The organism is Kribbella steppae (genome assembly GCF_004342025.1).
In the GTDB taxonomy this organism is placed as follows: Bacteria; Actinomycetota; Actinomycetes; order Propionibacteriales; family Kribbellaceae; genus Kribbella; species Kribbella steppae.
Window position 1 is genome coordinate 15,459 of the sequence record NZ_SLWN01000016.1, and the last position, 25,620, is coordinate 41,078.

Annotated in this window: 25 protein-coding genes; 14 read left to right on the forward strand and 11 right to left on the reverse strand. The window is 68.3% G+C overall.

Features of this window, described 5'->3' with window-relative positions; translation table 11 throughout:
• Positions 1-119 precede the first annotated feature (119 nt).
• The 3 genes from EV652_RS35795 to EV652_RS35805 all read left to right on the forward strand — a co-directional run bounded on the left by EV652_RS35795 (position 120) and on the right by EV652_RS35805 (position 3,184).
• Entirely contained in the window at positions 120-686 is a 567-nt protein-coding gene (locus EV652_RS35795; RefSeq protein WP_132213890.1) for an OsmC family protein, read from the forward strand.
• Positions 687-759: 73 nt separating this feature from the next.
• Positions 760-1,983 (forward strand): flavin-containing monooxygenase, encoded by a 1,224-nt coding sequence (locus EV652_RS35800; RefSeq protein ID WP_132213892.1) that lies wholly within the window; start codon positions 760-762, stop codon positions 1,981-1,983.
• Between the two features lie 16 nt (positions 1,984-1,999).
• Entirely contained in the window at positions 2,000-3,184 is a 1,185-nt protein-coding gene (locus tag EV652_RS35805; RefSeq protein ID WP_132213894.1) for an NAD(P)/FAD-dependent oxidoreductase, read from the forward strand.
• A gap of 125 nt (positions 3,185-3,309) precedes the next feature.
• Here EV652_RS35805 and EV652_RS35810 read toward each other — a convergent pair whose 3' ends face one another.
• Positions 3,310-4,617: an adenylate cyclase gene (locus EV652_RS35810; RefSeq protein ID WP_132213896.1), complete on the reverse strand. Its 1,308-nt coding sequence runs from the start codon at positions 4,615-4,617 to the stop codon at positions 3,310-3,312.
• A 120-nt stretch (positions 4,618-4,737) separates the two neighbouring features.
• Between EV652_RS35810 and EV652_RS35815 the strand changes: the two genes are divergently transcribed.
• The 3 genes from EV652_RS35815 (at position 4,738) to EV652_RS35825 (ending at position 7,909) form a co-directional block, all read left to right on the forward strand.
• Complete coding sequence (locus EV652_RS35815) at positions 4,738-6,378, forward strand: LuxR family transcriptional regulator (protein ID WP_132213898.1); 1,641 nt, start codon at positions 4,738-4,740, stop codon at positions 6,376-6,378.
• 126 nt (positions 6,379-6,504) lie between these two features.
• Positions 6,505-7,380 (forward strand): class I SAM-dependent methyltransferase, encoded by an 876-nt coding sequence (locus EV652_RS35820; protein ID WP_132213900.1) that lies wholly within the window; start codon positions 6,505-6,507, stop codon positions 7,378-7,380.
• 49 nt (positions 7,381-7,429) lie between these two features.
• Positions 7,430-7,909, forward strand: a complete 480-nt coding sequence (locus EV652_RS35825) for an SRPBCC family protein (RefSeq protein WP_132213902.1) — start codon at positions 7,430-7,432, stop codon at positions 7,907-7,909.
• A 107-nt stretch (positions 7,910-8,016) separates the two neighbouring features.
• Here the strand turns inward: EV652_RS35825 and EV652_RS35830 are convergent, their stop codons facing one another.
• Complete coding sequence (locus tag EV652_RS35830; RefSeq protein ID WP_132213904.1) at positions 8,017-8,343, reverse strand: hypothetical protein; 327 nt, start codon at positions 8,341-8,343, stop codon at positions 8,017-8,019.
• 139 nt (positions 8,344-8,482) lie between these two features.
• The gene (locus EV652_RS35835) at positions 8,483-9,796 is read right to left on the reverse strand and encodes an acyl-CoA dehydrogenase family protein (RefSeq protein WP_242002199.1); all 1,314 of its coding nucleotides are present in this window, start codon (positions 9,794-9,796) and stop codon (positions 8,483-8,485) included.
• A gap of 106 nt (positions 9,797-9,902) precedes the next feature.
• Here EV652_RS35835 and EV652_RS35840 point away from each other — a divergent pair, with 106 nt between their 5' ends.
• From EV652_RS35840 to EV652_RS35860, 5 genes are all read left to right on the forward strand, one after another.
• Entirely contained in the window at positions 9,903-10,664 is a 762-nt protein-coding gene (locus EV652_RS35840) for a TetR/AcrR family transcriptional regulator (protein WP_242002200.1), read from the forward strand.
• Complete coding sequence (locus EV652_RS35845) at positions 10,661-11,938, forward strand: acetyl-CoA C-acetyltransferase (RefSeq protein WP_132213908.1); 1,278 nt, start codon at positions 10,661-10,663, stop codon at positions 11,936-11,938. The genes EV652_RS35840 and EV652_RS35845 overlap by 4 nt, the downstream gene beginning before the upstream one ends.
• 8 nt (positions 11,939-11,946) lie before the next feature.
• Entirely contained in the window at positions 11,947-13,293 is a 1,347-nt protein-coding gene (locus EV652_RS35850; protein WP_132213910.1) for a 3-oxoacyl-ACP reductase, read from the forward strand.
• 1 nt (position 13,294) lies between these two features.
• Positions 13,295-14,152 carry a MaoC family dehydratase gene (locus tag EV652_RS35855; RefSeq protein WP_132213912.1) on the forward strand — a complete coding sequence of 286 codons (858 nt, stop codon included), beginning with the start codon at positions 13,295-13,297 and terminating at the stop codon, positions 14,150-14,152.
• A 66-nt stretch (positions 14,153-14,218) separates the two neighbouring features.
• Positions 14,219-14,503 carry a GlsB/YeaQ/YmgE family stress response membrane protein gene (locus tag EV652_RS35860; protein WP_132213914.1) on the forward strand — a complete coding sequence of 95 codons (285 nt, stop codon included), beginning with the start codon at positions 14,219-14,221 and terminating at the stop codon, positions 14,501-14,503.
• 4 nt (positions 14,504-14,507) lie between these two features.
• On the opposite strand, the gene thrS is transcribed toward EV652_RS35860, so the two are convergent.
• The 6 genes from thrS to EV652_RS35890 form a co-directional block, all read right to left on the reverse strand.
• Positions 14,508-15,752, reverse strand: a complete 1,245-nt coding sequence (thrS, locus tag EV652_RS35865; protein ID WP_132213916.1) for a threonine--tRNA ligase — start codon at positions 15,750-15,752, stop codon at positions 14,508-14,510.
• A gap of 159 nt (positions 15,753-15,911) precedes the next feature.
• Complete coding sequence (locus tag EV652_RS35870; RefSeq protein ID WP_132213918.1) at positions 15,912-16,676, reverse strand: amino acid ABC transporter ATP-binding protein; 765 nt, start codon at positions 16,674-16,676, stop codon at positions 15,912-15,914.
• Positions 16,673-17,605 carry an amino acid ABC transporter permease gene (locus tag EV652_RS35875; RefSeq protein WP_132213920.1) on the reverse strand — a complete coding sequence of 311 codons (933 nt, stop codon included), beginning with the start codon at positions 17,603-17,605 and terminating at the stop codon, positions 16,673-16,675. The genes EV652_RS35870 and EV652_RS35875 overlap by 4 nt, the downstream gene beginning before the upstream one ends.
• A 2-nt stretch (positions 17,606-17,607) precedes the next feature.
• Complete coding sequence (locus EV652_RS35880; RefSeq protein WP_132213922.1) at positions 17,608-18,540, reverse strand: ABC transporter substrate-binding protein; 933 nt, start codon at positions 18,538-18,540, stop codon at positions 17,608-17,610.
• A gap of 15 nt (positions 18,541-18,555) precedes the next feature.
• Positions 18,556-19,380, reverse strand: coding sequence for a deaminated glutathione amidase (locus EV652_RS35885; protein WP_199238598.1), 825 nt, complete (start codon positions 19,378-19,380; stop codon positions 18,556-18,558).
• Positions 19,377-20,330 (reverse strand): substrate-binding domain-containing protein, encoded by a 954-nt coding sequence (locus EV652_RS35890; RefSeq protein WP_132213924.1) that lies wholly within the window; start codon positions 20,328-20,330, stop codon positions 19,377-19,379. The genes EV652_RS35885 and EV652_RS35890 overlap by 4 nt, the downstream gene beginning before the upstream one ends.
• Before the next feature lie 213 nt (positions 20,331-20,543).
• Here EV652_RS35890 and EV652_RS35895 point away from each other — a divergent pair, with 213 nt between their 5' ends.
• Positions 20,544-21,902, forward strand: a complete 1,359-nt coding sequence (locus EV652_RS35895) for an aminotransferase-like domain-containing protein (protein WP_158441420.1) — start codon at positions 20,544-20,546, stop codon at positions 21,900-21,902.
• A gap of 62 nt (positions 21,903-21,964) precedes the next feature.
• Here EV652_RS35895 and EV652_RS35900 read toward each other — a convergent pair whose 3' ends face one another.
• Positions 21,965-22,801 (reverse strand): acyl-CoA thioesterase, encoded by an 837-nt coding sequence (locus tag EV652_RS35900; protein ID WP_132213928.1) that lies wholly within the window; start codon positions 22,799-22,801, stop codon positions 21,965-21,967.
• Between the two features lie 164 nt (positions 22,802-22,965).
• Here EV652_RS35900 and EV652_RS35905 point away from each other — a divergent pair, with 164 nt between their 5' ends.
• A complete protein-coding gene (locus EV652_RS35905) occupies positions 22,966-23,406 on the forward strand; it encodes a DoxX family protein (protein WP_242002201.1) in 441 nt (146 codons plus the stop codon).
• 97 nt (positions 23,407-23,503) lie between these two features.
• Here the strand turns inward: EV652_RS35905 and EV652_RS35910 are convergent, their stop codons facing one another.
• Entirely contained in the window at positions 23,504-24,418 is a 915-nt protein-coding gene (locus tag EV652_RS35910) for a proteasome assembly chaperone family protein (protein WP_132213932.1), read from the reverse strand.
• A 172-nt stretch (positions 24,419-24,590) separates the two neighbouring features.
• Here EV652_RS35910 and EV652_RS35915 point away from each other — a divergent pair, with 172 nt between their 5' ends.
• Complete coding sequence (locus tag EV652_RS35915) at positions 24,591-25,607, forward strand: hydroxyacid dehydrogenase (protein ID WP_242002202.1); 1,017 nt, start codon at positions 24,591-24,593, stop codon at positions 25,605-25,607.
• Positions 25,608-25,620 lie beyond the last annotated feature (13 nt).

Sequence of the window (25,620 nt, forward strand, 5' to 3'; positions counted from 1 at the left end):
CCGCCTGTCGGCCGGTCCGATCGCCTCAGTTCGTCACAGCCGGCGTCACATGGGCGCGGTGCACGCTTCCCAGGTCGCCGCCATCCGCGGCGTGGGAGACACACCGAAGGAGAACTCGCATGACCACCACGGCGAACGAGTCGACCCGCAACGGCGTCGACACCGCCACCCTCTTCGCCACCCTCGACGCGGTCAAGGCCGCACCCGAGGCAGCGAAGTTTCAGTTCCGCGCGGACAACGAGTGGATCAGCGGAACCCACAGCCGCAGCACCATCCACGGATTCCACGGCGTCGGCGCGGAGCGCACCCACGAACACACCTTCCGCTTCGACGCCGACCATCCGGCCGTGCTGGTGGGCCGCGACAACGGCCCAACCCCGGTTGAGTACGTCCTGCACGCCCTGGCCGCCTGCCTGACCGCAGGCCTGGCCAACATCGCCGCAGCCCGCGGCGTCACGCTCACCGAGGTCCACTCGACCGTTTCAGGTGACATCGACCTCAACGGCCTCCTCGGCCTCGACCCCGACGTCCGCAACGGCTACCAGCAGATCAAGGTCAGCTTCGTGCTCAGGGGTGACGACTCGGAGAAGCTGCGCAAGGTCGTTGAGCAGTCGCGCCGGCGTTCCGCCGTACTCGACATCATCACCAACGGGGCGCCCGTCTACATCGACGTCGACGCCGGCTGACTGCGCGTTCTCACCGGACCGACCTGTCCGCGCGGCCAGCCGGAGCGGTCAGCACTCATCGCTTGGAGCCTTCGTGCGCAGCACCGACACAGTCATCATCGGCGCCGGCCAGGCAGGCGTGGCCGCCAGCCGATGCCTCTCCGACCGCGGACGCGACCACGTCGTTCTCGAACGCGGCCGGATCGGGCACCGCTGGCGGAGCGGGACCTGGGACTCGCTGCACCTGCTCACGCCGAACTGGATGAACACTCTGCCCGGCGAGGTCTACCACGGGGCGGATCCGGACGGCTTCTCGTCCGTCACCGTTCTCATCGACCACTTGACCTCGTACGCCGTCTCGTTCGGCGCACCCGTCGAGGAGAACACCGTCGTACTCTCGGTGCGCAAACGCGACAAGCACTTCGAGGTCGTCGCCGATCGCACGGCGTGGCGAGCCCGCAACGTCGTCATCGCAACCGGCTGGAGCGATCGTCCGGCCGTCCCGCCGGTCGCACGGGCGCTCGCCACGGACATCCACCAGGTCGTGCCGGCCGACTACCGCAATCCGGGCTCGCTACAGGACGGTGGTGTGCTTGTCGTCGGGGCCTCGGCGACCGGCGTGCAGCTCGCCGACGAACTCCGCGCCTCCGGGCGTGAGGTGACGCTGGCCGTCGGCAGCCACACCCGGATACCGCGCAGATACCGAGGACACGACATCTACTGGTGGCTGCATCGCATCGGCATGCTCGACAAGACGATCGACGAGATGCCGGATCCCGTGCAGGCACGCAATGAGCCCTCTGCGCAGCTGGTCGGCGGCCCCGAACCGCGCCCACTCGACCTCGCCGCCTTGCATGCGGACGGCGTACGGCTGACCGGCCGGCTGATCGCGGCCGATGGCCACCGGGTCCGGCTGGCACCGGACCTGCCCGCGACGGCCGCGACTGCGGACCAGCGAATGCGGCGGCTGCTCGGCACGATCGACCGCCACATAGACGCCACCGAGTTACACCACCGCGTGCTCGAACCCGAGCCCACCACGGGGTTCGTCGCGGCGGACGGCGTACCCGTGCTCGATCTGCGGGCCGCAGGCATCCGCACTGTCGTGTGGGCGACCGGGCACCGCCGGCTCTACCCGTGGCTGCGGCTACCAGTGCTCGATCGCCACGGAGAGATTCGTCAGCGTCGCGGCCGGACCCCGGTACCGGGGCTGTACGTGCTCGGCCAGCGCTTCCAGCACCGCCGCAACTCGAACTTCATCGGCGGCGTCGGCCGAGATGCCGAGTACGTCGCCGACCACATCGCCGGACGGCACTGACCTTCCTGGAGAACACATGCCCACGTACGACGCCGTCGTCGTCGGTGCTCGCGCCGCGGGTGCAGCGACCGGCTACCTACTCGCGCGTTATGGCCTGCGCGTCCTGCTCGTCGACCGCGGCCGGTACGGCACCGACACCATGTCCACGCACGCACTCATGCGCGGCGGCGTGCTGCAACTTTCCCGGTGGGGACTGCTCGACCGGGTCATCGGTGCCGGCACGCCGCCGGTACGTCGGACCACGTTCCGCTACGCCGAGGACGTTGTCCCGATCACTATCAAGTCGTCCTATGGAGTCGATGCCCTCTACGCGCCGAGACGCTCCGTGCTCGACCCGATTCTCGTCGACGCGGCCGGCCACGCCGGCGTCGACGTGCGGTTCGGTGTCGCCGTGACCGGCGTGGACCGCGATACCCGCGGCCGCGTCACCGGTATCACCGCCCGGACCAGCAACGGGCAGATCCTGCGCGCCAACGCTCGCCTCGTCGTCGGCGCCGACGGCATCCGCTCCACGATCGCGGAGGCGGTCAGCGCGCCGTACGAGCGCCTCGGCCGATCGGTCGGCGCCACGACGTACGGCTACTGGACCGGGCTGGAGACCGATGGCTACGAGTGGAACTTCCGCCCGAACGCCGCATCCGGCGTGATCCCGACCAACGACGGCCAGGCGTGCGTCTTCGCCAACGCCTCGCCTCAGCGGATCGGCCGCGGTGGTCTGGAACCACTCAGGCTGATCGTCGCGCAGTCCTCCGGCGACCTCGCCGAGCGGCTGACCGTGGCGACGCCCCCGCCCGCCCTGCGTACGTTCACCGGCCACGTAGGGTACGTCCGTCGCTCCTGGGGTCGCGGCTGGGCGCTGGTCGGAGACGCCGGCTACTTCAAGGATCCCATCACCGCGCACGGTCTCACCGACGCGATGCGCGACGCCGAACTGCTCGCCCGCGCGATCGTCGACGTGATCCGCGACGGAATGGACGAGCGCGACGCCCTCGCCGGGTACCAGGCGACCCGCGACGCGCTGTCCCTCGCGCTGTTCAACGTGACGGAGGTGATCGCCGGCCATCGCTGGACCGATGCGGACATCCCCGACCTGCTGCTCGACCTCAACTCCGCCATGGGCGACGAGCTCGAAGCACTCGCCGCGCTCCCCGCTCTGCCCCTCCCGGGTAAACCTAGGTCCGTGGAACGACCGGTGGCTTGATGGCGTGGACGAACTCAATCGCGACGGCGACGAGCCCATCGATGCTGTCGTCGGTGAACCCGCCCACCGGCTCGGTGACGTAGGCCTCGAGCCGAGCCCCGTTTGAACCTCGGGTGCAGTGCGTTCTACGGGGACTGTCGTGCCGTCAGCGGAGGCTCGAGCCTGTCGAGGAAGAAGGTCTGCATCGGGCCCTTTCCCTTGACCTCGATGGTGCCGCGTGGACGTACGGCGAACTCCGGGCCGAGGGCGGCGGCCACCCGTCCCGTGACCTGGATCTCGCCGGATTGGCCGAGGGACTCCATCCGGCTCGCGGTGTTCACGGTGTCGCCCCAGAGGTCGTAGATGAACTTGCGCCGACCGATCACGCCGGCCACCACAGGTCCCGAGTCGATCCCGATCCGGACCGCGAGCCAGTCCTGCCCGGGAAGCGCTGCGATCCGGGCGACCTCGTCGCGCAGGTCGAGCGCAGTACGGGCGACTGCTGCGAGGTGGTCGGGCCGCGGCGTCGGTAGGCCGCCGACCAGCATGTACGCGTCCCCGATCGTCTTGATCTTCTCGACCCCCTCGGCATCGGCGATCCGGTCGAACGCGGAGAACACCTGGTCCAGCAGCTTCACGACGTCCGTCGCCGCCATCACCGCCGATCGCGCCGTGAAGCCGACGATGTCGGCAAAGAGCACGCTTACCGCGTCGTAGTGTTCCGCGATCACCCCTGGCTCTGTCTTGAGGCGCTCGGCGATCGGCTCCGGCAGCACGTTGAGCAGGAGCCGCTCCGAACGCTCCCGCTCGGCCCGGAGGTCCCGATGGGCTCGCTCCCGCTGCTCCACGAAGTAGCTGAGCATCACGTACGCGCTCACCATGACGCCCGCGATGTTCAGCACCAGGAACGTGACCACGAAGCCGGGTGGCAGCGCCGACGGGGACTGTGCGAGTCGGGAATCGACCAGGGCGAGCGCGGCCAACTCGACGAAGGACGCCACCAGCCACGGGACGGAGCGCCGGATGCCGAGCAACGCGAGCGCCGCCAGTGGTGTGAACACCGCCCAGAGGATCATCGCGCTCGAGGCCACGAATCCGCCGAGCGAGACCTGCAGCAAAGCTGGCAGCACCAGGAATGCCACCAGTTGCGTGGTGCGGAACGTGGCGAAACGCCGCGTCCGGGCCAGGACGGCCAGTCCGATGACGGTGATCACCTGGTAGAAGCCTGGGATCGCCGCCGAGACCGGGTCGCCGTACGCGATGTAAGTGGTCACCCAGATCGTGGACATCGCCGTGATCAGCAGCGACGAGAAGATGAGCGTGCCCTGTCGGAGCCGCTCGTCGTGGGTGTCCTCCGACCGAGCGCCGATTTCCGCCAGTCGCTCCAACCAGCGGACGACAGCCCGCCCCGGGCCACGCCCGCGGCCGCCGGCCTGGAGCCACGACCCGGTCACGGAAGAATCGTAAGCACGCGACCCGCTGGCGACCGCATTGCATTGATACTCGATGGATAGGCACGCCTGATTCGTGACACGTCTGAGCGGAGCCGGCGCGCCGGGAGGGAGGCGAGCGGCATGGTGGGTGGCGACGAAGGGCTCATCCGGGGCCGGGCGGCTGGTCAACGGCTCGCGTGGCGCGACGCCTACACGTCGCTTTCGCTGGCCGACCAGTCGAATCCCTTGGCGGCGGAGGATCTCGAGGTACTGGCAGCCGCAGCGTATCTCCTCGGCCACGTGGACGAGTGTCGTCAGGCGCTGCAGCGCGCCTCCCATGCGCATGTCGCAGCCGGTGATCCCCGGCTGGCTGCACGATGTGTGTTCTGGGTTGCGTTCACTCTGCTGCTCGAAGGGGACCTCGCACCGGCAGGTGGCTGGCTCGCGCGGGCCAATCGGCTCTTGGACCACGAGCAGCAGGAATGCCCCGAGCACGGCCTGCTATTGCTTCCGGGCGCCGTCCAGGCTTCCGCGGCGGGTGACTACGCGAGCGCCGAGGCCGCCGCCGGGCGGGCAGCTCAGATTGGCGCGCGCACCGGCGACGCGGACGTTCTGACGCTCGCTTTGCACTTCCAGGGTCGTGCCCTGGTCAAGGAGGGACGAGTCCGTGAAGGTGTGACCCTGCTCGACGAGGCCATGGTGGCGGTGGTTGCCGGCGAGGTTTGGCCTCCCGTGGCCGGCAACATCTACTGCTCGATGATCGACGCCTGCCAGGAGATCTCCGATCTCCGGCGCGCCCACGAGTGGACCACCGCGCTCGCGGCATGGTGGACGAAGCAACCTGACATGGTGACGTTCACCGGCCAGTGTCTCGTCCACCGCGCCGAGATCATGCAACTGCACGGGGCCTGGCAGGAGGCGCTCGAGGAGACGAAACGGGCGTGTGAGCGGCTCGCTCACGCCGCGGACAAGCACACCACCGGAGCGGCCCTGTACCGACTGGCAGAGGTCTGCCGAACCCAGGGAGACTTCGCGGCGGCAGAAGACGCGTACCGAGGCGCCACCCAATGGGGGCACGAACCGCAGCCTGGCCTTGCTCTGCTCCGGCTGGGTGAGGGCAAGACCAAGGCGGCCGAGGGCGCAATCCGCAGGGTCGTCGCAGAGACGTCCGACCGGCTCCGGCGGGCGAAGCTTCTTCCCGCGTATGTCGAGATCATGCTCGCCGTCGGCGACATCTCGTCGGCACGAGAGGTCGCCGGTGAGCTCATCGACATCGCCGGCGACTACGACACGCCAGCCCTGCACGCCGCGGCCGGCCAGGCGCTGGGGAGTGTCCTGCTCGCCGACGGCGACGCCCGGAGCGCCCTAGGCATCTTGCGCCGCGCCTGGGAGACATGGCAGGAGCTCGAGGTGCCGTACGAAGCCGCACGAGCGCGCGTGCTCATCGGGCTCGGCTGTCGGGCACTCGGGGACGAAGAGTCCGCGGCGCTGGAGCTGGATGCGGCCCGCAGGGTGTTCGCGGAACTAGGCGCCGCGCCAGACCTGACCCGGGTCGAAAACGTTGTCCAGCGGCAAACCCACACGGCGATGCATGGGCTGACCGCGCGGGAGTTGCAGGTGCTGCGGCTGGTTGCGACCGGGAAGACCAATCACGCGATCGCCGCCGATCTGGTCCTGGCGGAGAAGACGGTCGACCGGCATGTGACCAACATCTTCGCCAAGCTCGGCGTCTCCTCACGCGCGGCGGCCACGGCCTACGCGTACGAGCACCAGCTTCTGTAGTGGATAGAACACCCCATCCCCCGGCCATCGGGTTGAGGTGTTCTCCCGAAGCGGGTTCTCCCCGTCGGTTCCTAGGGTCGAGCTGCAGGCTGATGACCGGCCCCGCGCAGTCGAAATGGAGCGACGATGACACACGCGAGCGAAAGGCTGCTGCCCAACGACAATCTCAACCGGGCGCAACGTGAGTACTGGGCCGCTGACGGCCCGCGGCAGTATGACGAGTACGGCGACACGAACGAGGCGCTGTTCGCTCCCTTCGGGAGAGCAGCGCTCGACGCGGCGAGGTTCCAGGCTGGCCAGTCGGTACTCGACGTCGGGTGCGGATACGGCACGTCGACGATCGAGGCGGCACAGCGGGTAGGGCCTTCCGGACGGGTCGTCGGCGTGGACATCTCCGCGGCAATGCTCCAGCCAGCCCACCGGCGTGTCGCCGATGCCGGCCTTGGCAACGTGGAGCTACTGCAGGCGGACGCGCAGGTGCACCCGTTCGACGCTGGCTCGTTCCAGGTGGTGATCAGCCGGTTCGGGACGATGTTCTTCGAGAATCCAGAGGCTGCGTTCGCCAACCTCGCTCGCGCGCTCGAGCCCGGCGGAAGGCTGGTCTTCGTGTGTTGGCAGGATCCGCGCAAGAGCGAGTGGGTCGCGGCGGCGCTCGGCGCGGTCGTCGCGAAGATGGGTCGAGCCCCGGATCTCGGTCCTCCGGGCGCCCCCGGCCCGTTCGCGTTCGCCGACGGTGACCGGCTCACGCGGCTACTCACCGCGGGCGGGTTCCACGGAGTCACGCTGGAGTCCGTCACCAGACCAGTGCGTATCGGCCGCGACGTCGATGACGCTGCCGGGTTCGTCATGTCCTTGCCTCAGACTCAACAGTTGCTGGTCGGCGCCGATGAGGACGCGACTGCTGCCGCCTTGACCGGTCTCCGGGCTGCCTACGCGCCGTACGCCGGGGCCCACGGCGTGGTGATGGACGCCGCCGCGTGGCTGGTGTCGGCCCACAGCTGATCAGCAGCCTCCGGACTGCTGTGCGTAGCCACATTGCGAAGGAGCCGTCGTGAAGATCGAGGCGAGCGTCATCATCCAGCGCCGACCTGAGGACGTGTTCGCGTTCCTGGAGGTCCGGTCGAACGACGCCGCCTGGATGGCGTCAGTGGTGGAGTCGGAGTGGCTGGACTCGACCGCAGCGGACGTGGCCGCACCGATCGGCGTTGGCCGCCGCGGCCGAATGGTCCTCAAACTCCCCGGCCGCCAGGCCGAGTTCATCGATGAGGTGACCGAGTACGAGCCCGGCGAGCGCATCGCCCATCGCACCGTCAAGGGCCCCATCCCGTTGAATACGGCCTGCATCTGTGAGCCGGCAGGCGGCAGTTGCCTCACGACAGTCGTCGGTGCCACCGACTGTCTTCCCGCTGGGCTGCTGGGCCGCTTCGCGGCGCCTGTCGTCGCCAAAGTCATCCGCCGCGGCTTCGAGGCCGACCTCGACAGGCTCAAGAAGATCCTTGAAGCTGACGGACCGGCAACGAACGGCCCGTGATCCAATCAGCGGCCTCACCGTCGACAACCTCGGTTCCTACGCCGATGTTCAGTAGGGCAAGCTCGGTGACGACCGCCGACCACCGATTTTCGACCACTTCCACCACCTCAACGATCGGGGGAACCTTCAGCGATCGCCGGGACCAGGTCAGTCGCCCAGCGTAGCCGCGCGGGATCGCTGATCATCTCCTTCAGGTAGGGCTCGGCGGTGGCCTTCATGGCCGCGCGTAACTCGTCCGCGTGGGCGCGTAACTCCGGTTCCTGCCCGCCTTGACGGAAGAACAGGCGGAAGCCGTCCGGATTCTGCTTCACCGCCCGCGCCGGCGCCGGCAGGCTGTCCGGCGCCGCGTGATCGGGGTGCCCGATCGCGACCCGCAACTGTTCGCCGACGTCGGCGAGAACCGCCTCATAGAGCTGAGTCTTGGAGACGACCAACCACAGTCGGCCAAGGTCACCACGTCGACGCTTCGATCACGTCGCAGCCAACGCAGCGGTCGGCAGCACGCGCGCAGGAGGGTGGGTGGGAGCGGCGAGCACGCGACGTAGGAGCGGGCGTAGTGCCGGCGCGGGTTGTCTACCTGATGCGCATCCCGGAGATGGCTCGGGCTATGACGAGGCGCTGGATCTCCGACGTGCCTTCGAAGATGGTGTAGATCTTGGCGTCTCGGTGCATGCGTTCTACTGGGTATTCGCGGGTGTAGCCGTTGCCGCCGAGGATTTGGATGGCTTCTTCGGTGACCTTGACGGCGACCTCGCCGGCTTTCAACTTCGCCATGGAGCCTTCGCCGTGGCGGTAGTCGGGGGTTTCGCCGCGCATCAGGCCCGCGGACATGTTGGCGGCGCGCCACACCAGCAGGCGGGCGGCGTCGATCTCCAGGGCCATGTCGGCGAGTTTGAAGGCGATGCCCTGGTTGTCGATGATCGGACGGCCGAACTGTTCGCGGGTCTTGGCGTAGTCGAGGGCGACCTCGTAGGCGGCCCGCGCGATGCCGATCGCCTGGGCGCCGACGATGTGGCGGGTCATCTCGAAGGTGGCCATCGAGGCGTTGCGGCCCGAGGCCTGGGGTTCGCGGGCGCGAGCCAGGCGCGCGTCCAGCTTCTCCTTGCCGCCGAGCACGTCCCCGGCCGGGATCCGGACGTTGTCGAAGAAGACGTCGGCGGTGTGCGACGCCCGCAGCCCGTGTTTGCGCAGCTTGGCGCCCTGCTCGAGGCCGCGCACTTCGGACTTCGGTACGACGAACGCCGCCTGCCCCTTCGTCCCCAGCGACGGGTCCACGGTCGCGATCACCACGTGGATATCCGCGATCCCGCCGTTCGTCGCCCACGCCTTCTGCCCGTTGATCACCCACTCATCAGTGACCGGGTCGTACGTCGCCCGCGTACGGATCGCGGACACGTCCGAACCCGCGCCAGGCTCCGACGAGCAGAAGGCGGCGACCTTGACGTCGTCCGGCGTGCCGTAGCACCGCCCCATCCACTGGCTCCATTGTTCGGGCGTGCCGTTGGAGAAGATCGCGGACGACGCCAGGCCAGTGCCCTTCAGGGACATCCCGATGCCGGCGTCACCCCAGAACAGCTCCTCGTGGACCAGCGGCATCAGCAGGCCGGACGGGTCGATGAAGAGGTTGACGTTGGCCTCCAGGCCGTACAGGCCGATCTTGGCGGCCTCCTGGATCACCGGCCACGGCGTCTCCTCGCGCTCGTCCCACTCGGCGGCGGCCGGGCGGATCACGTCGGCGGCGAAGGTGTGGGCCCAGTCCCGGATCTCCTGCTGCTCGGTGTTCAGAGCGAGCGAGAAGTGGCTCCAGCCCGGCTTCGCGCGCTCGGCGCCGAGTTCACCGGCGAGCGCCATCACATCGGACGAGACGGCAGGCTTCGGATCAGTCATCAACATCCTCACAAGGCAAACCAGGGGAAGGGCGAGCAGTCAGATGTTACCCACGAGTGTAACCGGCGTTTGCACCAGGGGGTACCACTGTGGCTAAGATCGATCCATGAGCTCCGCGCTGCTCGCGATCGGACGCCGCCGGACGACGGCGGAGCGTCGCCGCGACCGGGAGCGGGACATCATCCGGGCCACCCGCGAGCTGTTCGACGAGCGGGGCACGATCGACGCCCAGATCGACGATATCGCCAAACGGGTCGGGATCAACAAGGCGCTGATCTACCGGCACTTCGCCGGCAAGGAGGAGCTGTTCGCGCTCACCCTGGTCGACTACCTGGGCGAGCTGGACGAGCGCCTCGCCGCCGTCGACAGCGCCCGTAAGGCCCCCCTCAACCGGCTGCGAGCACTCAGCGAGGTGTTCGTCGACTTCTGCCTCGAGTATCCGGCGTTCGCCGACTGCGCGATGAGTCTGCTGCGCCGGACCGGCGAGGAACTCTTCGGCGAGATCACCGAGCCGGTGATGATGAAACTGGGCACGGCGATGGCCACCGCGCTGGAGCGGATCGCGGCGATCCTCAAGGCCGGTCAGCAGTCGGGGGTGTTCGACGAGGTCGACACCGACTACCTGGCCAACCACCTCTACACCCAGACGCTCGGGTCGTTGCACATGGCAAGAGTCGGGTTGATCGTGTCGAGCGGGCAGCCGGGGCATCCGGTCGTGCATCATGCCGATATCGCCACCGTCCGGGCGACCGCGATCACCGCCACGCTCGCAACCGCAGTCGGCCGTAAAGCCCTTCCCACGGCCAACGGCAAACCCAGAACCAACAGCAAATCCTCGCGGTCCAGCAGAGCAGGAGAGAAATCGTGACCGAGACCCGCAAGGTCGCCGTTGTCGCCGGCAACAGGATTCCATTCGCCCGGCAGGACAAGACCTACCGGCACGCGTCCAACTCCGACATGCTCACCGCCGCCCTCAACGGCCTGGTCGACCGGTCCGGCCTGGGCGGCCAGGAGCTCGGCGAGGTCGTCGCCGGCGCCGTGCTCAAGCACGCCCGCGACTGGAACATGGTCCGCGAGGTCGTCCTCGGATCCAAGCTCGCGCCCACGACCCCGGCGTACGACATCCAGCAGGCCTGCGGCACCGGGCTCGAGGCGGCGATCCTGGTCGCCAACAAGATCGCCCTCGGCCAGATCGACGCGGGGATCGCGGGCGGCGTCGACACGGCCAGCGACGCGCCGATCGCGGTGAACGACCGGCTGCGCAACATCCTGCTCGACCTCAACCGGGCCAAGACCTACCCGGATCGCCTCAAAGTGCTGGCGCGCGTACGGCCGAAGGACGTCGTACCGGAGATCCCACGCAACGCCGAGCCGCGGACCCGCAAGTCGATGGGTGACCACGCGGCCCTGACCGCGCTGGAGTGGGGTATCACCCGGGAAGCGCAGGACGAGCTCGCGTACCGCTCCCACATCAACCTCGCCAAGAGCTACGACCGAGGCTTCCAGAACGACCTGATCACGCCGTACCTGGGCCTGGAGACGGACCAGAACCTGAGGCCCGACACCACCCTGGAGAAGCTGGCCAAGCTCAAGACCGTCTACGGCAAGGGCGAGACCGCGACGATGACGGCGGGCAACTCGACCCCGCTCACCGACGGCGCATCCGCCGTACTGCTGGCCACCGACGAGTGGGCGACCGAGCGCGGACTGCGGCCGCTCGCCTACCTGACCCACTCGCAGACCGCCGCGGTCGACTACGTGAAGGGCGCCGAGGGCCTGCTGATGGCTCCCGCGTACGCCGTACCACGCATGCTGGCCCGGGCTGGACTGACGCTGCAGGACTTCGACTACTACGAGATCCACGAGGCGTTCGCATCCCAGGTGTTGTCCACCCTGAAGGCGTGGGAGGATCCGATCTTCTGCAAGGAACGGCTCGGTCTGGACGCGCCGCTGGGCGAGATCGACCGCGACAAGCTGAACGTGAACGGCAGCTCGCTGGCCGCGGGCCACCCGTTCGCGGCGACCGGCGGGCGGATCGTCGCCGCACTGGCCAAGCAACTGGACGAGAACGGCGGCGGCCGGGGCCTGATCTCGATCTGCGCCGCGGGCGGCCAGGGTGTCGTCGCCATCCTCGAGAAGTAGGAGCTGAGATGACGGACCGCTACCAGACCTTCACCCGGACGCCGCTCGGCCAGACCCTGGTGAAGAACCTGGGTCTGCCCGACCCGACTCCCCTGCCGCGCTGGATCGACGGCGCGCCGGTGATCGACGGGCCGGTGGTGTTCGGCGCGATCTCCGAGACTGACACCGGGAAGGCGATCCAGGCCCTGCTGCGGGATATCGGCGCATCCTTCAGTACGGCGACCGAGGGCATCGCCTCCAGCGAGATCCGGCCGAAGGCACTCGTCTTCGACGCGACCGGCGCGACCTCGACCGCCGAGCTGACGAGCCTGCAGCGCTTCTTCTCCCCCGTCATCCGCCAGCTCGCGCCCGCCGGCCGGGTGATCGTGGTCGGCCGGACGCCGGAGCTCGCGCAATCACCGGAGCAGCAGATCGCTCAGCGCGCGCTGGAGGGCTTCACCCGCTCGCTCGGCAAGGAGGTCAAGCGCGGCGCGACGGTGAATCTGGTGTACGTCGCTCCGGACGCACACGAGCAACTGGATTCGACACTCCGCTTCTTCCTGTCGCCCAAGTCGGCGTACGTCGACGGCCAGGTCGCCAGGATCGGGACCGGACCGCTGGTCAGCAACGGCCCGGATCACCCGCTGGCCGGCAAGGTCGCCCTGGTGACGGGTGCGGCCCGCGGTATCGGTGCCGCGATCGCCGACATCCTGGCCCGTGACGGCGCGACCGTGATCGGCGTCGACGTGCCGCAGAACGCGGACGCGCTCCGCAAGGTGATCTCCAGGATCGGCGGCAGCGAACTGCTGCTCGACGTCACCGCGGTCGACGCGCCGCAACGGATCGCCGCGCACGCGCAGGAGCAGTACGGCGGTCTCGACATCGTCGTCCACAACGCCGGCATCACCCGGGACAAGCGGCTGGCGAACATGCGCACCGACGCCTGGGACGCCGTACTCGATGTGAACCTGCGCGCGCCCGAGCGGATCACAAGTCATCTGCTCGAGTCCGGCGCGCTGCGCGACGGCGGCTCGGTCATCGGGGTCGCGAGTATCGCCGGGATCGCGGGGAACAACGGCCAGACGAACTACGCGACCTCCAAGGCCGGTGTGATCGGTCTGGTCCAGGCGCTCGCGCCGAAGCTGGCGGAGCGGCAGATCCGGATCAACGCGGTCGCACCGGGCTTCATCGAGACCGAGATGACCGCGAAGGTTCCGTTCACGATCCGCGAGGTCGGCCGCCGGATCAACTCGCTGCAGCAGGGCGGGCTGCCGATCGATGTAGCCGAAACGATCGCCTGGTTCGCCGACCCGGCCTCGGCCGGTGTGACCGGCAACGTGGTCCGCGTCTGCGGCCAGAGCATGCTGGGTGCGTGACATGCCGACTCGACGGTACGACGACTCCCCCGGCTTCGGCGCGCTCTACGCCCGGACCGTGAAGGCCACGCTGCGTCGCGCGGACTACGAGCCGGACGCCGACGGCCTCACCCTCGAGCTGCCCCGATCCGCGATCGATCAGGACCACTTGGCGGCGTACCGAGATGTCACCGGCTTCACCGCCGGGCCGGCGCTACCGGTGACGTACCCGCACGTCCTGGCGTTCCCGCTGCACCTGGACCTGATGTCCGACCCGTCGTTCCCCTACAAGCCGATGGGGATCGTGCACCTGTCGAACACGATCAGCCAGCTGCAGCCGATCCCGATCCACGCCGAGCCGGCCATCCGGGTGCACAGTACGGCGGAACGCCCGCATCCGAAGGGCACGGTCTTCGACGTGATCAGCGAGGTCAGCGTCGACGGCGAGGTCGTCTGGACCGACCTGACCACACTGCTCAGCCGCTCCACCGGCAACGAGAACGCACACGTCGACCTGCTCCCGGATCCCAAGCTCGACCCGGCCGCATGGTGGGACCTGCGCGGGAACCTCGGCCGCCGGTACGCATCCGCGTCCGGCGATCGGAACCCGATCCACCTGTTCAAACTGACCGCCCAGGCGTTCGGGTTCCCCCGCCAGATCGCGCACGGCATGTGGGCCAAGGCCGCCTCGCTCGCCTCGATGCAGCGCGTTGCGAAGCTCCCAGATGCTTTCACGGTCCGCGTCGACTTCCGCAAGCCGCTGCTGCTCCCCTCCCGGGTCCAGTTCGGCTACAAGACGTCCGGCAAGATCACCGACTTCGCCGTGTACGACGAGCGCCGCGAGCTCACCCACCTGGTCGGCCGGCTCCAGGCACACTGACCGGCCTCGACCTTCTCTCGACTACGCCGAGGAAGTGGAGGACACTCCGAGCCAGGAGGGGTGGTCATGATAGGTGCACTGTTACTCGGTTTGGTCTGCGGAGTTCTGGCCCGGATGCTCGTCCCCGGTGATGCCTTCCGGCACATGAGCGGGCCGAAGTCCTGGCTTGTTTCGATCGGACTCGGTTTGCTCGGAGCCCTGCTCGGCTACTTGATCTTCACGCTGGGCCTCGGCATCGGTGACACCGACATCTTCGACTGGGGCGGCCTGGTGGGTGCCCTGATCGGGACGATCATCGTGGTGCCGATCGCGACCATGATCCTGCGACGGCGCTCGCACAGTCCGACCTGACCCATCAGCTGAGCTCGCCTGCTGGTTGAAGCGAGGGCGGTTGGCACCTGGCGCGGAGGTCGTCGAGGACTACCGCGATCTCCGCTGGGTCGAACCGCTGTCCATCCCGTTGGCGGAGGGCGATGAGTCCGTCGGCGGCCTCGCGCGCGCCGATGACGGCCTGGTACGGCGCCAGCCGGTTCTCGCGGATGCGAGCACCGAGACTGCCCTCGTCGGCATGCGCGACCTCAACCCGCAGACCGCGATGCGACGCCCGCCGGGCAACCTCGACGGCGAGCTTCTCCTCATCATCGGAGATCGGCAGTACGACGAGTTGCACCGGAGCAAGCCAAGCCGGGAAGGCGCCGCCGTGTACCTCGATCAGCTGGGCGACGGCACGTTCGATGCTGCCCACGATCGCGCGATGCACCATCACCGGACGGTGTTTGTTGCCGTCGGCACCGACGTACTCGAGGCCGAAACGCTCCGGCTGGTGGAAGTCGATCTGCACGGTCGACAGGCTGAACTCGCGCCCGGCCGAGTCCGCCAACTGGATGTCGATCTTCGGCCCGTAGAACGCGGCGTCGCCGGGCGACTCCTCGTAGTCCATCCCGGCGTTGTCGAGCACCTCGCGGAGCAGTCCGGCCGCCTGATCCCAGCTCGCGGCATCACCGACGTACTTGCTGCTCGGGCTATCGAAATCAGCGTCCTCCGACGGCAGCGCCAGGACGTAGCGCGACGCGCTGATACCCATGTCTTCGTACGCCCGATTGATCAGGCCGAGCGCGTTGCCGGCCTCCTCGGCGACCTGGTCGAGACTGCAGAAGATGTGCGCGTCGTTGAGCTGCATGGCGCGGACCCGGCTCAGGCCGCCGATCGCTCCGGACAGCTCGGCGCGATACTGCCCACCGAGCTCGGACAGCCGCAGCGGAAGCTCGCGGTAGCTGTGTGAGCGGGACCGGTACATCAGCGCGTGGTGCGGGCAGATGCTCGGTCGCAGTACGAGCTGCTCGCCGCCCATCTCCATTGGCGGGTACATGTCGTCGCTGTACTTCGCCCAGTGGCCCGAGATCTCGTACAGCTCGCGCTTGGCGAGGACAGGTGAATACACCTGCTGATAGCCGGCTCTTCGTTCCACCTCGGCGATGTAGCTCTCCAAGGCATGGCGAACGGCGGCACCCGCAGGCAACCAGTAGGGCAGACCCGCTCCGATCAACGGGTCAGAGTCGAACAGGCCGAGCTCTCGGCCGATCTTGCGGTGGTCGTACATGGTGTGGCTCCTCGAATGGTTGGGGCGAGGAACCACAGAGCACGACAAAGCCCCGGGGCATTCGCCCCGGGGCTTTGTCAGACAGTCAGGTGTCAGCGCGCCGGGACATACTCCGGCGTCGTCGTGACTACAGCGCGCTGCAACATGTCTCCAACGATATCAGAGGAACCGGGAGAGGAAGGCCCGAGTTCTTTCGTGCTGTGGATTGTCGATCACCTGCTCCGGTGTCCCCTGCTCGACCACTTGTCCGTCGTCCATGAACACCACCCGGTCCGCGGCCTCCCGCGCGAAGCTGATCTCGTGGGTGACCACGACCATCGTCAACCCGGCCGTCGCGAGCTTCTTCATCGTCACCAGCACCTCGCCGACCAGCTCCGGGTCGAGCGCCGACGTCGGCTCGTCGAACAGCATCAGCTTCGGCCGCATCGCCAGCGCCCGGGCGATCGCGACCCGCTGCTGCTGACCACCGGACAGCTGCCGCGGGTACGACTTCTCCCGGCCGGCCAGTCCGACCTCGTCGAGCAGCTGGACCGCCCGCGCGGTCGCCTCTCGACGACCTTCCCCGAGGACGGCCATCGGCGCTTCGATGATGTTCTCCAGCGCCGTCATGTGCGGGAACAGGTTGAACTGCTGGAACACCATCCCGATGTCCCGACGCCGCCGGGCGATCTCGTTCGCCGACAACTCGTGCAGCCTGCCGTTGCGTACGTCGTACCCGACGTCTCGGCCGTCGACCGTGATCCGGCCGGCGTCGAGTGACTCGAGCAGGTTGACGCAGCGCAGGAAGGTCGACTTGCCCGAGCCCGACGGCCCGAGTACGACGACTGTCTCGCCCGACGCGACGTCGAGGTCGATGCCGGACAGGACTTCGGTGTGGCCGAAGCTCTTCCGTACGCCGCGAGCCTGCAATACCGCTGTGGTCATGCTGCACTCCCCTGCTGGGCCTTGGGCCGGATCCGGAGGAAGTCCCAGAAGCTGGGTGCCTGGTGCCGGGCGCCGCGGTTGTAGTGCCGTTCGATGAAGGACTGGACGACGTACAGGACCGAGGTGACCGCGAGGTACCACAGGCAGACCACGATCAGCATCGGGATCGTCTCGAACGTCCGGTTGTAGATCGACTGCGCGGTGTAGAGCAGGTCGGACAGCGCGATCACGCTGACCAGCGCGGTCGCCTTCACCATGCTGATCACCTGGTTGCCGGTCGGCGGCACGATGAAGCGCATCGCCTGCGGCAGGATGATCCGCTTCATGATCCGCGTGTTCGTCATGCCGAGCGCCTGGCCGGCCTCCTTCTGACCGGGGTCGACCGACAGCAGGCCGCCACGGACGATCTCGGCCATGTACGCACCCTCGTTCAGGCCGAGGCCGAGGATCGCCGCCAGCAACGGCGTGATCAGGGTGTTCGTGTCGAAGCTGGCGAAGACCGGTCCGAACGGGATGCCGAGGTTCAGTTGCGGCAGCAGCGCGGACAGGTTGTAGAAGAAGATCAGCTGGACCAGCGTCGGCGTACCGCGGAAGAACCAGATGTAGACACCGGCCGCGCCGCGCAGCAGAGGGTTGGCCGAGATCCGGCAGACCGCGAGCAGTACGCCGAGGACGACGCCGATCACCATCGCGACCACGGTCAGCATCAGTGTGACGCCGAGGCCGCGCACGATCGACTCGGCCCGCAGCCAGCTCCAGACCACGTCCCAGCCGAAGTTCTCGTTGGTGACCAGCATCTTCACCAGTTGCGCGGCGAACACCAGGACGACGAACGCCGACAGCCAGCGCCACGGATGTTTGCGCCGCGCGGCGTTGCGGACGTCGAGGTCGACGCCGGCCGGCGGAGCGTCCTGCACGGTTGTCACCATGATCAGCTCTTCCCGAGGTTGAGGCCCGGTGTGGGCAGTTTGTTCTGCTCCAGCCCCCACTTGGTCATGATCGCGTCATAGGTGCCGTTGGCATGCAGTTTCTCGATCGCGGCGAGCAGTACGTCGGCCAGCGGCGAACCGACCGGCACCAGTGCGCCCTGGAACAGGTCCTCGAAACCGTTGCCCTTGCCAACACCCGCCAACTCCAGCTTGCCACCGGACTGCGCGACGAAGTAGGTCAGCGGTGCCTGCGAGGAGAAGACCGCGTCGGCCCGGTCGGACTGGACCGCGAGGATCGACGACGGCTGGTCCTTGTACGACTGGACGTCGACCGCCGGCTTCCCGGCGGCGACACACTTGGTCGACTGCGCCTTGATCACCTTCTCCGCGGACCCGGCCGCCTGGACCGCGACCCGCTTTCCGCAGGCGGTGTCGAGACCGTCGATACCCTTCGGGTTCCCCTTGTGGACGGCGAAGACGACGTACTCCTGGACGTAGTCGATGAACGTCGCCTGCTTCTGCCGCTCGACGAAGTCACCGGTCGGACCCATGTCCAGGTCGTACCGGCCGGCCTGCATACCGGACAGCACGCTGGCGAGGCCGTCCACGGTGGTGTGCTCGATCTGGATGCCGAGCAGCTGGCCGACCGCCTGGGACAGGTCGGCGGTGGCGCCCTCGACCGGCGCACCCTTGTCGGTGCCGACGATCACGTACGGCGGGAACGAGCCGTTGTTGACGGCAACGATCTTGCCGGCCGTCTTGACCTTGGCCGGCAGCTTGTCCTGCAGGGCCTTGTCGACCTGCTGCTGCGGGATCGCGGCGGCCGGGGCCTTCGCGTCGCTGCCGGACGTGGGTACCGGGTCGGCGGTGCAGGCGGTGACGCCGAGCAGGCTCGTGGCCAGCAGGGCGACGGCGGTTGTGCGGGGGACGGACACGACTACTCCTACGCTTCAGCTGGTGGGGACAGCTTCAACTGGTCGGGGGGTGGGGCTGACGGTGAAGCGCCGGTTGATCAGGACCGGCAGGCGGTGGCGGGCGTCGGTCAGACGCTGCGCGGAGACGACGGCCGAGATGGTGGCCGGTTCCTCTCCCGCCTGGGCGAGCGGGACACCGAGCGGGTCCACGATCAGACTCTGCCCGATGTTGCGTTGACCGCATTCACCGCTGGCGACGACGTACACGGTGTTCTCCAGTGCACGGGCGGTAACCAGGGTCTGCCAGTGGTGTTCCTTGAGCGGTCCCTTCACCCACGCGGCCGGGAGCACGAGTACGTCGGCTCCTTGCAGGGTAAGCAGACGGGCCAACTCCGGGAAACGGACGTCGTAACAGGTCATCAGACCGACCTTGAATCCGTTGACGTCGATCAGCTCGGGTACGACGTCAGCCGGCGTCACGTTGTCGGACTCCAGTTGGCTGAACGCGTCGTACAGGTGGAGTTTGCGGTAGAGGCCGGTGATCTCGCCGTTCTTGATGACGACCAGGGTGTTGTACGGCTTGTCGTTGCCGGACTTCTCGTGGATGCCGACGACGACGGTGACGCTGAGACCTTCGGTCGCTGCGCGGAGTCCTTCGACGAACGGGCCGTCGAGGGGCTGGGCGTGTTCGCGGATGCGTTCGCGTTCCTCGATGAAGCGGGCGAGCACGCCTTCGGGGAGCACCAGGAGATCTGTGCCGTCGGCTTCGGCCTGCTTGATCAGGCCGGCGGCCGTCTCGAGGTTCTCCTGCCAGTCGATGCTCGCGACGAACTGCGCGGCCGCGACGTTCAGCGTGCTCATGCGGTCTTCTCCAAAGGGTCGATCTGGTACGGGAAGAGGTCCCCATCCGGGACGGGATGCGCGAGCAGTTCCTGGGCGACGAGTTCGTCCTGGAAGGCGGCGACCATCCGGCGGTCGGGTGAGACGCCGTACGGCATCCAGTCGGATCCGAAGACCTTCGTGGTGATGCCAACCTCCTCGTTGTGCCAGGGCGTGACGTCCATCAGCTTGTTCCTGCGCTGGAAGCTGAGCTGCTTGGCCTGCTCGAACAAGTCGGTGAGTTGCTGGGCGATCTCGGGCCGGGCGTCGAGAACTTCCTTGCGCAAGGCCAGCAGATGGATGCCGGGGATGAAGCCGTGGCGGCGGTAGTACTCGCGCTCCTCGGCGCGGGTGTCGCGGAAGAGGGGGCGGAACGGCGAGTCCTCGTCGTGGAAGCCGGGTGGCATGAACGGGCTCATCACGGCGTCCAACTCTTTGTCCTGCAGCAGGTCCACCAAGCGGGCGCCGTCCTTGGTGTGGCGGATATTGTTGCCAACGGCAACGCCGCCGATGCGGTCGACGACGGGGTGGGCGCTGGTGAGCGGGCCGACCTGCCAGTCCGCGTCGTGGATGCCGACGCCTGCCTCGGCGAGGATCGCGCGGGTCCAGGTGTTGCCGCTGTCCGGCCAGCCGGTCAGGCCGATCCGGGCGCCTTTGAGATCGGCCGCGGTCTCGGCGGTCGAGTCGCGCCGCACGATGATGCAGCGATGCCGGAAGCCGCGCATCAGGAATACCGGCAACGCGACCACGCGATCGTCGCCGGCCGCTCTGGCCCGGACGTACCGGCTGAACGACGTCTCGCCGCCGTCGTACTCCGGTGACGACCAGAGATCTGGCGTCGTCTCCAACCGGGTCACGGCCGGACCGGGTACGTCGCCGAGGGCCAGCGGGATCACGTGGTCCCAATGGCGAACGCCGAGCTCAAGCTTCACGCGGTGTCATTCCTTCGCTGCCGGGACACTCTCGTGGGGTCCGGGGTGGTCCGCGACGCCGCTGTCGCGAGGGGGAATGTTCGGTAGCCTATGTTCAGCGCGATTGCTCGAACAATGATCTCGAATGTTACTGATCAAAAACCAGGCAAACCGGGCCTTTCGACCGCGGGCATCGCGCAGTCGGAGGAACCGGGTGCGAGAGGGAGGATCCGCATGGCCGAAGACGTCCCGCCCCAGGACGGCCCGGCGGTCTCGTCGGCGTGGCTGGCCGAGCAGATCACCGAGGCCAGCGCGGCCGGTATAGCGGCCGCGATCGCCCGCCTGGTCCGGCACGGTGAACTCGCTCCCCAGACGAGGCTCCCGACCGTCCGGGCTCTCGCGCCGCGGCTGGACGTGAGCCCGGCGACTGTGTCCGCCGCCTGGGCGACCCTGCGCAAGCAACGCGTCGTGGCCGGCGGCGGCCGACAGGGCACCTGGGTGCTCGGCGGCCTCGCGGTCCCCCGCCCGGCTCGCTACGAGAACATCTCCCGCCTCTGGCCGAACCAGACCCTCAACCTGTCCCGCGCCGTCCCGGACCCGGCACTGCTCCCGAGCATGTCCCCCGCCTTCATCCACGCCCTCCGCGACCCTGACGTGCACTCGTACGACGTCGTGTCGATCAGCGGACCGCTGCGCGCCGCCGCCGAGCACACCTGGCCCTTCAAGACCGACAACTGGATGTGCGTGAACGGCGGCTACGAAGGCCTCCTGCTGCTCATGCGTACGACGGTCGTCCCGGGCGAACACGTGGCCATCGAGGACCCGGCCACCCCACGACTGCTCGACATCCTCGACAACGTCGGCGCTCGCGCCGTACCCGTCGCAACCGATGCGGAAGGCCCGATCCCATCGTCCTTGCGGGACGCACTCCGGCTCGATCCGGTCGCGTTCGTCTACGAGCCGAGGAGCAGCTCATATCTCGGCGCCTCGGTGACACCTGAGCGGCGTGACGAGTTGGCGGCGCTGCTCGCCGGCACGGACACACTCGTGGTCGAGGACGACGGGCTCGGTGAGCTGAGCGCCTTCGACTACCACGGTGTCGCGGAGTTACTGCCGGATCAGAGCGTCCTCGTCCGTAGCTACTCCAAGTCGCACTCCCCCGACCTCCGCCTCGGCGTCATGGCCGGCGCTGCCGAACCGATCGAACGAGTGCGCGTCTACCGCCAGTTCGGCTCAGGCTGGACCAGTCGCCTTCTCCAGAACGCCCTGGCCTGGCTCCTTCAGGATGAGAAGTCGCAAGCCACGGTCGCCGCCGCGCGGACGACGTACCAGAAACGTCGAGAGCACCTCGCCGATCTCCTCGCCTCCCGAGGCATGACGACAACCGGTGTGGACGGTCTCGCGATCTGGGTCCCGGTCCGCAGCGAACACGAGGCCCTACTGGTGCTGGCCTCGCACGGAATCGCCGTGGCCGGTGCGAGCGCCAGCTGGACCAAGGCCGCCCCGCCCGCGATCCGCATCGCCACCGGCCTCCCGATCCCCGAAGCCGACCGCGTCGCCGACGCCATCGCCCTCGCGGTCCAAGCCCGCTAGCTCGACTCGCTGGGTGCTCCCGGAAGCGCGCCGAACTGGTGAGCTGCCAGGAAGCCGCCCACTTAGTCGAGGTCCAGGCCGACCGGGCGGATGAGGCCTTCTTGGGCTACGGAGGCGATGAGGTGGCCGTCCTCGGTGAAGAGGCGGCCGGTGGCGAAGCCGCGGGCGCCGGAGGCCGACGGGGAGGCCTGGTCGTAGAGGAGCCACTCGTCGGCGCGGAAGGGGCGGTGGAACCAGAGGGCGTGGTCGAGGGAGGCGGGCTGGATGCGGCGGTCGCCGATGACGATGCCGTGCGGGAGCAAGCTTGCCCCTAGCAACGTCAGGTCGCTCGCATAGGCCAGAACGCAAGCGTGCAAGGCGGGATCGTCGGGAAGCTTGCCTGCGGCCCTGATCCAGAACTGGCGGCCGGTGACACCGGCCAGGCGTACGTCGAGCGCCGCCCACTCCTTGTCCCAGTCGGCCGCCTTGCGGCCCGAGCGCGCCTCGAAGACAGAGGCCAGCGTCGGCGCCTCGTCCGGGGAAACCAGGTCGCCCGGCATCGGGTCCTGATGGTCCAGACCTTGCTCTGGACGCTGGAAGGAGGCCGACATGTAGAAGATCGGCTTGCCGTTCTGCGACGCGACCACCCGGCGACTGCTGAACGAACCACCGTCGCGGGTCGGCTCCGGTCGGTAGATGATCGGCACCGACGTGTCCCCGCCACGCAGGAAGTACCCGTGCAGCGAGTGCACGGTCCGCTCGGGCTCGACCGTCCGGCTCGCCGCGGCCAGCGCCTGCCCGAGCACCTGACCACCGAACACGCGTTGCATCGAGGTCTGCGGCTGCCGTCCGCGGAACAGGTCGACGTCGATCTTCTCGAGGTCGAGCAACTCGACCAGGTCCTCCAGCGACTCGGGCATGCCTCATCCTGACAGGTCCAGGAGGTACGACGAGGTGCGATCGGCACCGGCGGACGTCGTACCGGCTGTGGTTCCGGTCACGCGGACTCTTTCGGTGAGGTTTCGGTGGCCGTCGGTAGGCTATGGTTGAACGCTCAATCACCAAACCTGTTGAGGAGAAATCTGTGAGCCTGACCCGCAATGCCGCCGCCCGCGACCTCGTCCTGCTGCTCTCGAGGATCGGGCTGGGCATCGTCTTCATCGCGCACGGCTGGCAGAAGTTCCGCACCAACGGCCTGGACGGTACGGCCGCCATGTTCGACAAGATGGGCGTGCCCGCGCCGACGCTGTCCGCCTACTACGCGACCGGCATCGAACTGCTGGGTGGGATCGCGCTGATCCTCGGTCTGCTGACGCCGGCGGTCGGCGTACTGCTGGCGCTGGACATGGTCGGCGCGCTGGCGTTCGTCCACCTGTCCAACGGCGTCTTCGTCGCGGACGGCGGTTGGGAGCTGGTCGGCGTACTCGGACTGCTGTCGCTGACGCTGGCGGTCGTCGGCGCCGGCCGGGTCAGCCTGGACAGCATCTTCAACCGCTCCTCCGGCCGGGCAAAAGTCGCAGCCTGACAACCCCTGAACAAGATCCGGGGGCCTGGGACAGGTAATAACGTGTCCCAGGCCCCCAGATCCTGTTCAAGCCCCAAGCCCTGCGCCGCGCGCGGGGCTACTTGTCGTCTTCGCGGTTGAGTTCGGCGAGGAACTGCTCGACCTCGGCGCCCAGCTCGTCGGCTGACGGGGTGGAGCCGGCCAGGAGACTGCCACGGCTCAGTGAGCCGGCGGCTGCGTCGTACTGCGTCTCGAGGGCGTTCACGACCGCGCTCGCGTCCTCCGATGCCTCGACCTGCTCGTCGACCATGCGGCCGGTGACGGCAGCCTCGTCGAGCAGGGCCTTGCTAGGGAGGAGCAGGCCGGTTGCCGCCGAGATCGCGTGGACCAGCGCTAGCGCGGCGCCAGGGAAGCGGTTCTCGGCCAGGTAGTGCGGGACGTGGACCGCGAAGCCCATCGCGTCCTTGCCGGCCTCGCCCAGCCGCACCTGCAGCATCGTGCCGGCGCTCGCGGGCAGCCGCATCTCGCCGTCCCAGATGTTCGACCGGGTGACCAGCTCGGGCCGGGTCGCGTGTGCGGTCAGTCCGAGCGGGCGGGTGTGCGGGACGCCCATCGGGATGCCGTGGACGCCGACCGTGAGCGTCACGTTGTACCGATCGATCAGCTGCCGGACCGCGCCGGCGAACCGATTCCAGTGGTTGTCCGGCTCGACGCCTTCGAGCAGCAGGAACTCGACGCCCGCGTCGTCCTTCAGCAGGTGCAGGTTCAGCCGCGGCGGGGTGTAGTCGATGAACCGGTCCTCGGCGAACGTGACCTCAGGCCGCCTGGCCCGGTAGTCGTGCAGGAGGTCGACGTCGAACCGCGCGAGCAGCCGGCTGTCCAGCACCTCGAGCAGGTGGTCGGCCGTGACCCGGCCCGCCTGACCCGCGTCCATGAATCCGTCCAGCGAATGCACCAGCACCTTCGGCGTCGCCGCCGTGCCGGTCGCCACCGACTCGTCGACGATCTCGTAGAGGTCGTCCGGTCGCAGCATCGTCGTCTCCTTCATCGTGGCCAACAGGGCGGGAAGGCCCCTTGATCCTGCCCTCTCCCCTGTTAACGCTTGCCCTCCGCCCACAAATTCCGGCACCGGAATCTTTAAGGTTCTTTTCACAATTCGGCACCGGGGAAGACAGCATTGGAAAGCGCTTGCTAGGTTGGCTGGTGTGAGCAGCGAACCAGACTCCGCCCTGACCGTCATGCTGGCTATGAACGACGCCAGCCGGGCTCGCGTCCTCGTCCCCCGGGTGATGGCCCGGTTGGAGGCGACCGCGACCGTTCTCCCGGTCGGTCCTGGCACGACGTTCCTCGACGACCGGGAGGTCCTGGCCGCGCTGCCCGACGTCGACGTACTGCTGACCGGGTGGGGGTGCCCGCGGATCAGTCCGGAGGTGCTGGAGGCGGCGCCGAAGCTGCAGGCGATCCTGCACGCGGCGGGTTCGGTGAAGGCGATCGTCGCGCCGGAGGCGTTCGACCGGGGCGTCCAGGTGTCCTCGGCCGCGCACGCCAACGCGCTGCCGGTGGCCGAGTTCACCGTCGCGGCCGTCGTCCTGGCCGGAAAGCGGGCGTTCCGGCTGGCGGCGCAGTACCGGATCGACCGGAGGAAGACGGATCCGCACGGGATGCCGGGCAGCTACGGTACGACGGTCGGCCTGCTGGGCGCATCGCGGATCGGCCGGATGGTCGCCGAGCGCCTGCGCACCTTCGACCTGCACGTACTGATCAGCGACCCCTATCTGACTCAGTCCGAGGCGGCCGACCTCGGAGCCGAACTGGTCGGCAACGACGAACTCTTCGGCCGCAGCGACATCCTCAGCGTGCACGCGCCACTGCTTCCGGAGACCACTGGCCTCGTGGACGCGCGCCTGCTGGGGTTGCTGCGGGACGGCTCGGTGCTGATCAACACCGCCCGCGGCAAGATCATCGACGCGGCCGCGCTCGAGCGTGAATGCGTGTCCGGGCGGATCGACGCCGTCCTCGATGTGACCGATCCGGAGCCGTTGCCGCCGGACTCGCCGCTGCTCGACCTGCCGAACGTCTTCGTCACCCCGCACGTCGCCGGTGCCGTCGGCAACGAGATCGCCCGCCTCGGCGAACTCGCCGTCAGTGAGCTGGAGCGCCTCACCACCGGCCAGCCCCTGCAACACGCCATCAGCCCCGCCGATCTCGGGAGACTTGCATGACCGCACTCATGGC

Coding starts and splice junctions, on each gene's coding strand:
- EV652_RS35795 (WP_132213890.1), top strand. CDS start 120: ATGACCACCACGGCGAACGAGTCGACCCGCAACGGCGTCGACACCGCC.
- EV652_RS35805 (WP_132213894.1), top strand. CDS start 2,000: ATGCCCACGTACGACGCCGTCGTCGTCGGTGCTCGCGCCGCGGGTGCA.
- EV652_RS35815 (WP_132213898.1), top strand. CDS start 4,738: ATGGTGGGTGGCGACGAAGGGCTCATCCGGGGCCGGGCGGCTGGTCAA.
- EV652_RS35820 (WP_132213900.1), top strand. CDS start 6,505: ATGACACACGCGAGCGAAAGGCTGCTGCCCAACGACAATCTCAACCGG.
- EV652_RS35835 (WP_242002199.1), bottom strand. CDS start 9,796: ATGACTGATCCGAAGCCTGCCGTCTCGTCCGATGTGATGGCGCTCGCC.
- EV652_RS35840 (WP_242002200.1), top strand. CDS start 9,903: ATGAGCTCCGCGCTGCTCGCGATCGGACGCCGCCGGACGACGGCGGAG.
- EV652_RS35850 (WP_132213910.1), top strand. CDS start 11,947: ATGACGGACCGCTACCAGACCTTCACCCGGACGCCGCTCGGCCAGACC.
- EV652_RS35855 (WP_132213912.1), top strand. CDS start 13,295: ATGCCGACTCGACGGTACGACGACTCCCCCGGCTTCGGCGCGCTCTAC.
- EV652_RS35860 (WP_132213914.1), top strand. CDS start 14,219: ATGATAGGTGCACTGTTACTCGGTTTGGTCTGCGGAGTTCTGGCCCGG.
- thrS (WP_132213916.1), bottom strand. CDS start 15,752: ATGTACGACCACCGCAAGATCGGCCGAGAGCTCGGCCTGTTCGACTCT.
- EV652_RS35870 (WP_132213918.1), bottom strand. CDS start 16,676: ATGACCACAGCGGTATTGCAGGCTCGCGGCGTACGGAAGAGCTTCGGC.
- EV652_RS35875 (WP_132213920.1), bottom strand. CDS start 17,605: ATGGTGACAACCGTGCAGGACGCTCCGCCGGCCGGCGTCGACCTCGAC.
- EV652_RS35885 (WP_199238598.1), bottom strand. CDS start 19,380: ATGAGCACGCTGAACGTCGCGGCCGCGCAGTTCGTCGCGAGCATCGAC.
- EV652_RS35895 (WP_158441420.1), top strand. CDS start 20,544: ATGGCCGAAGACGTCCCGCCCCAGGACGGCCCGGCGGTCTCGTCGGCG.
- EV652_RS35900 (WP_132213928.1), bottom strand. CDS start 22,801: ATGCCCGAGTCGCTGGAGGACCTGGTCGAGTTGCTCGACCTCGAGAAG.
- EV652_RS35910 (WP_132213932.1), bottom strand. CDS start 24,418: ATGCTGCGACCGGACGACCTCTACGAGATCGTCGACGAGTCGGTGGCG.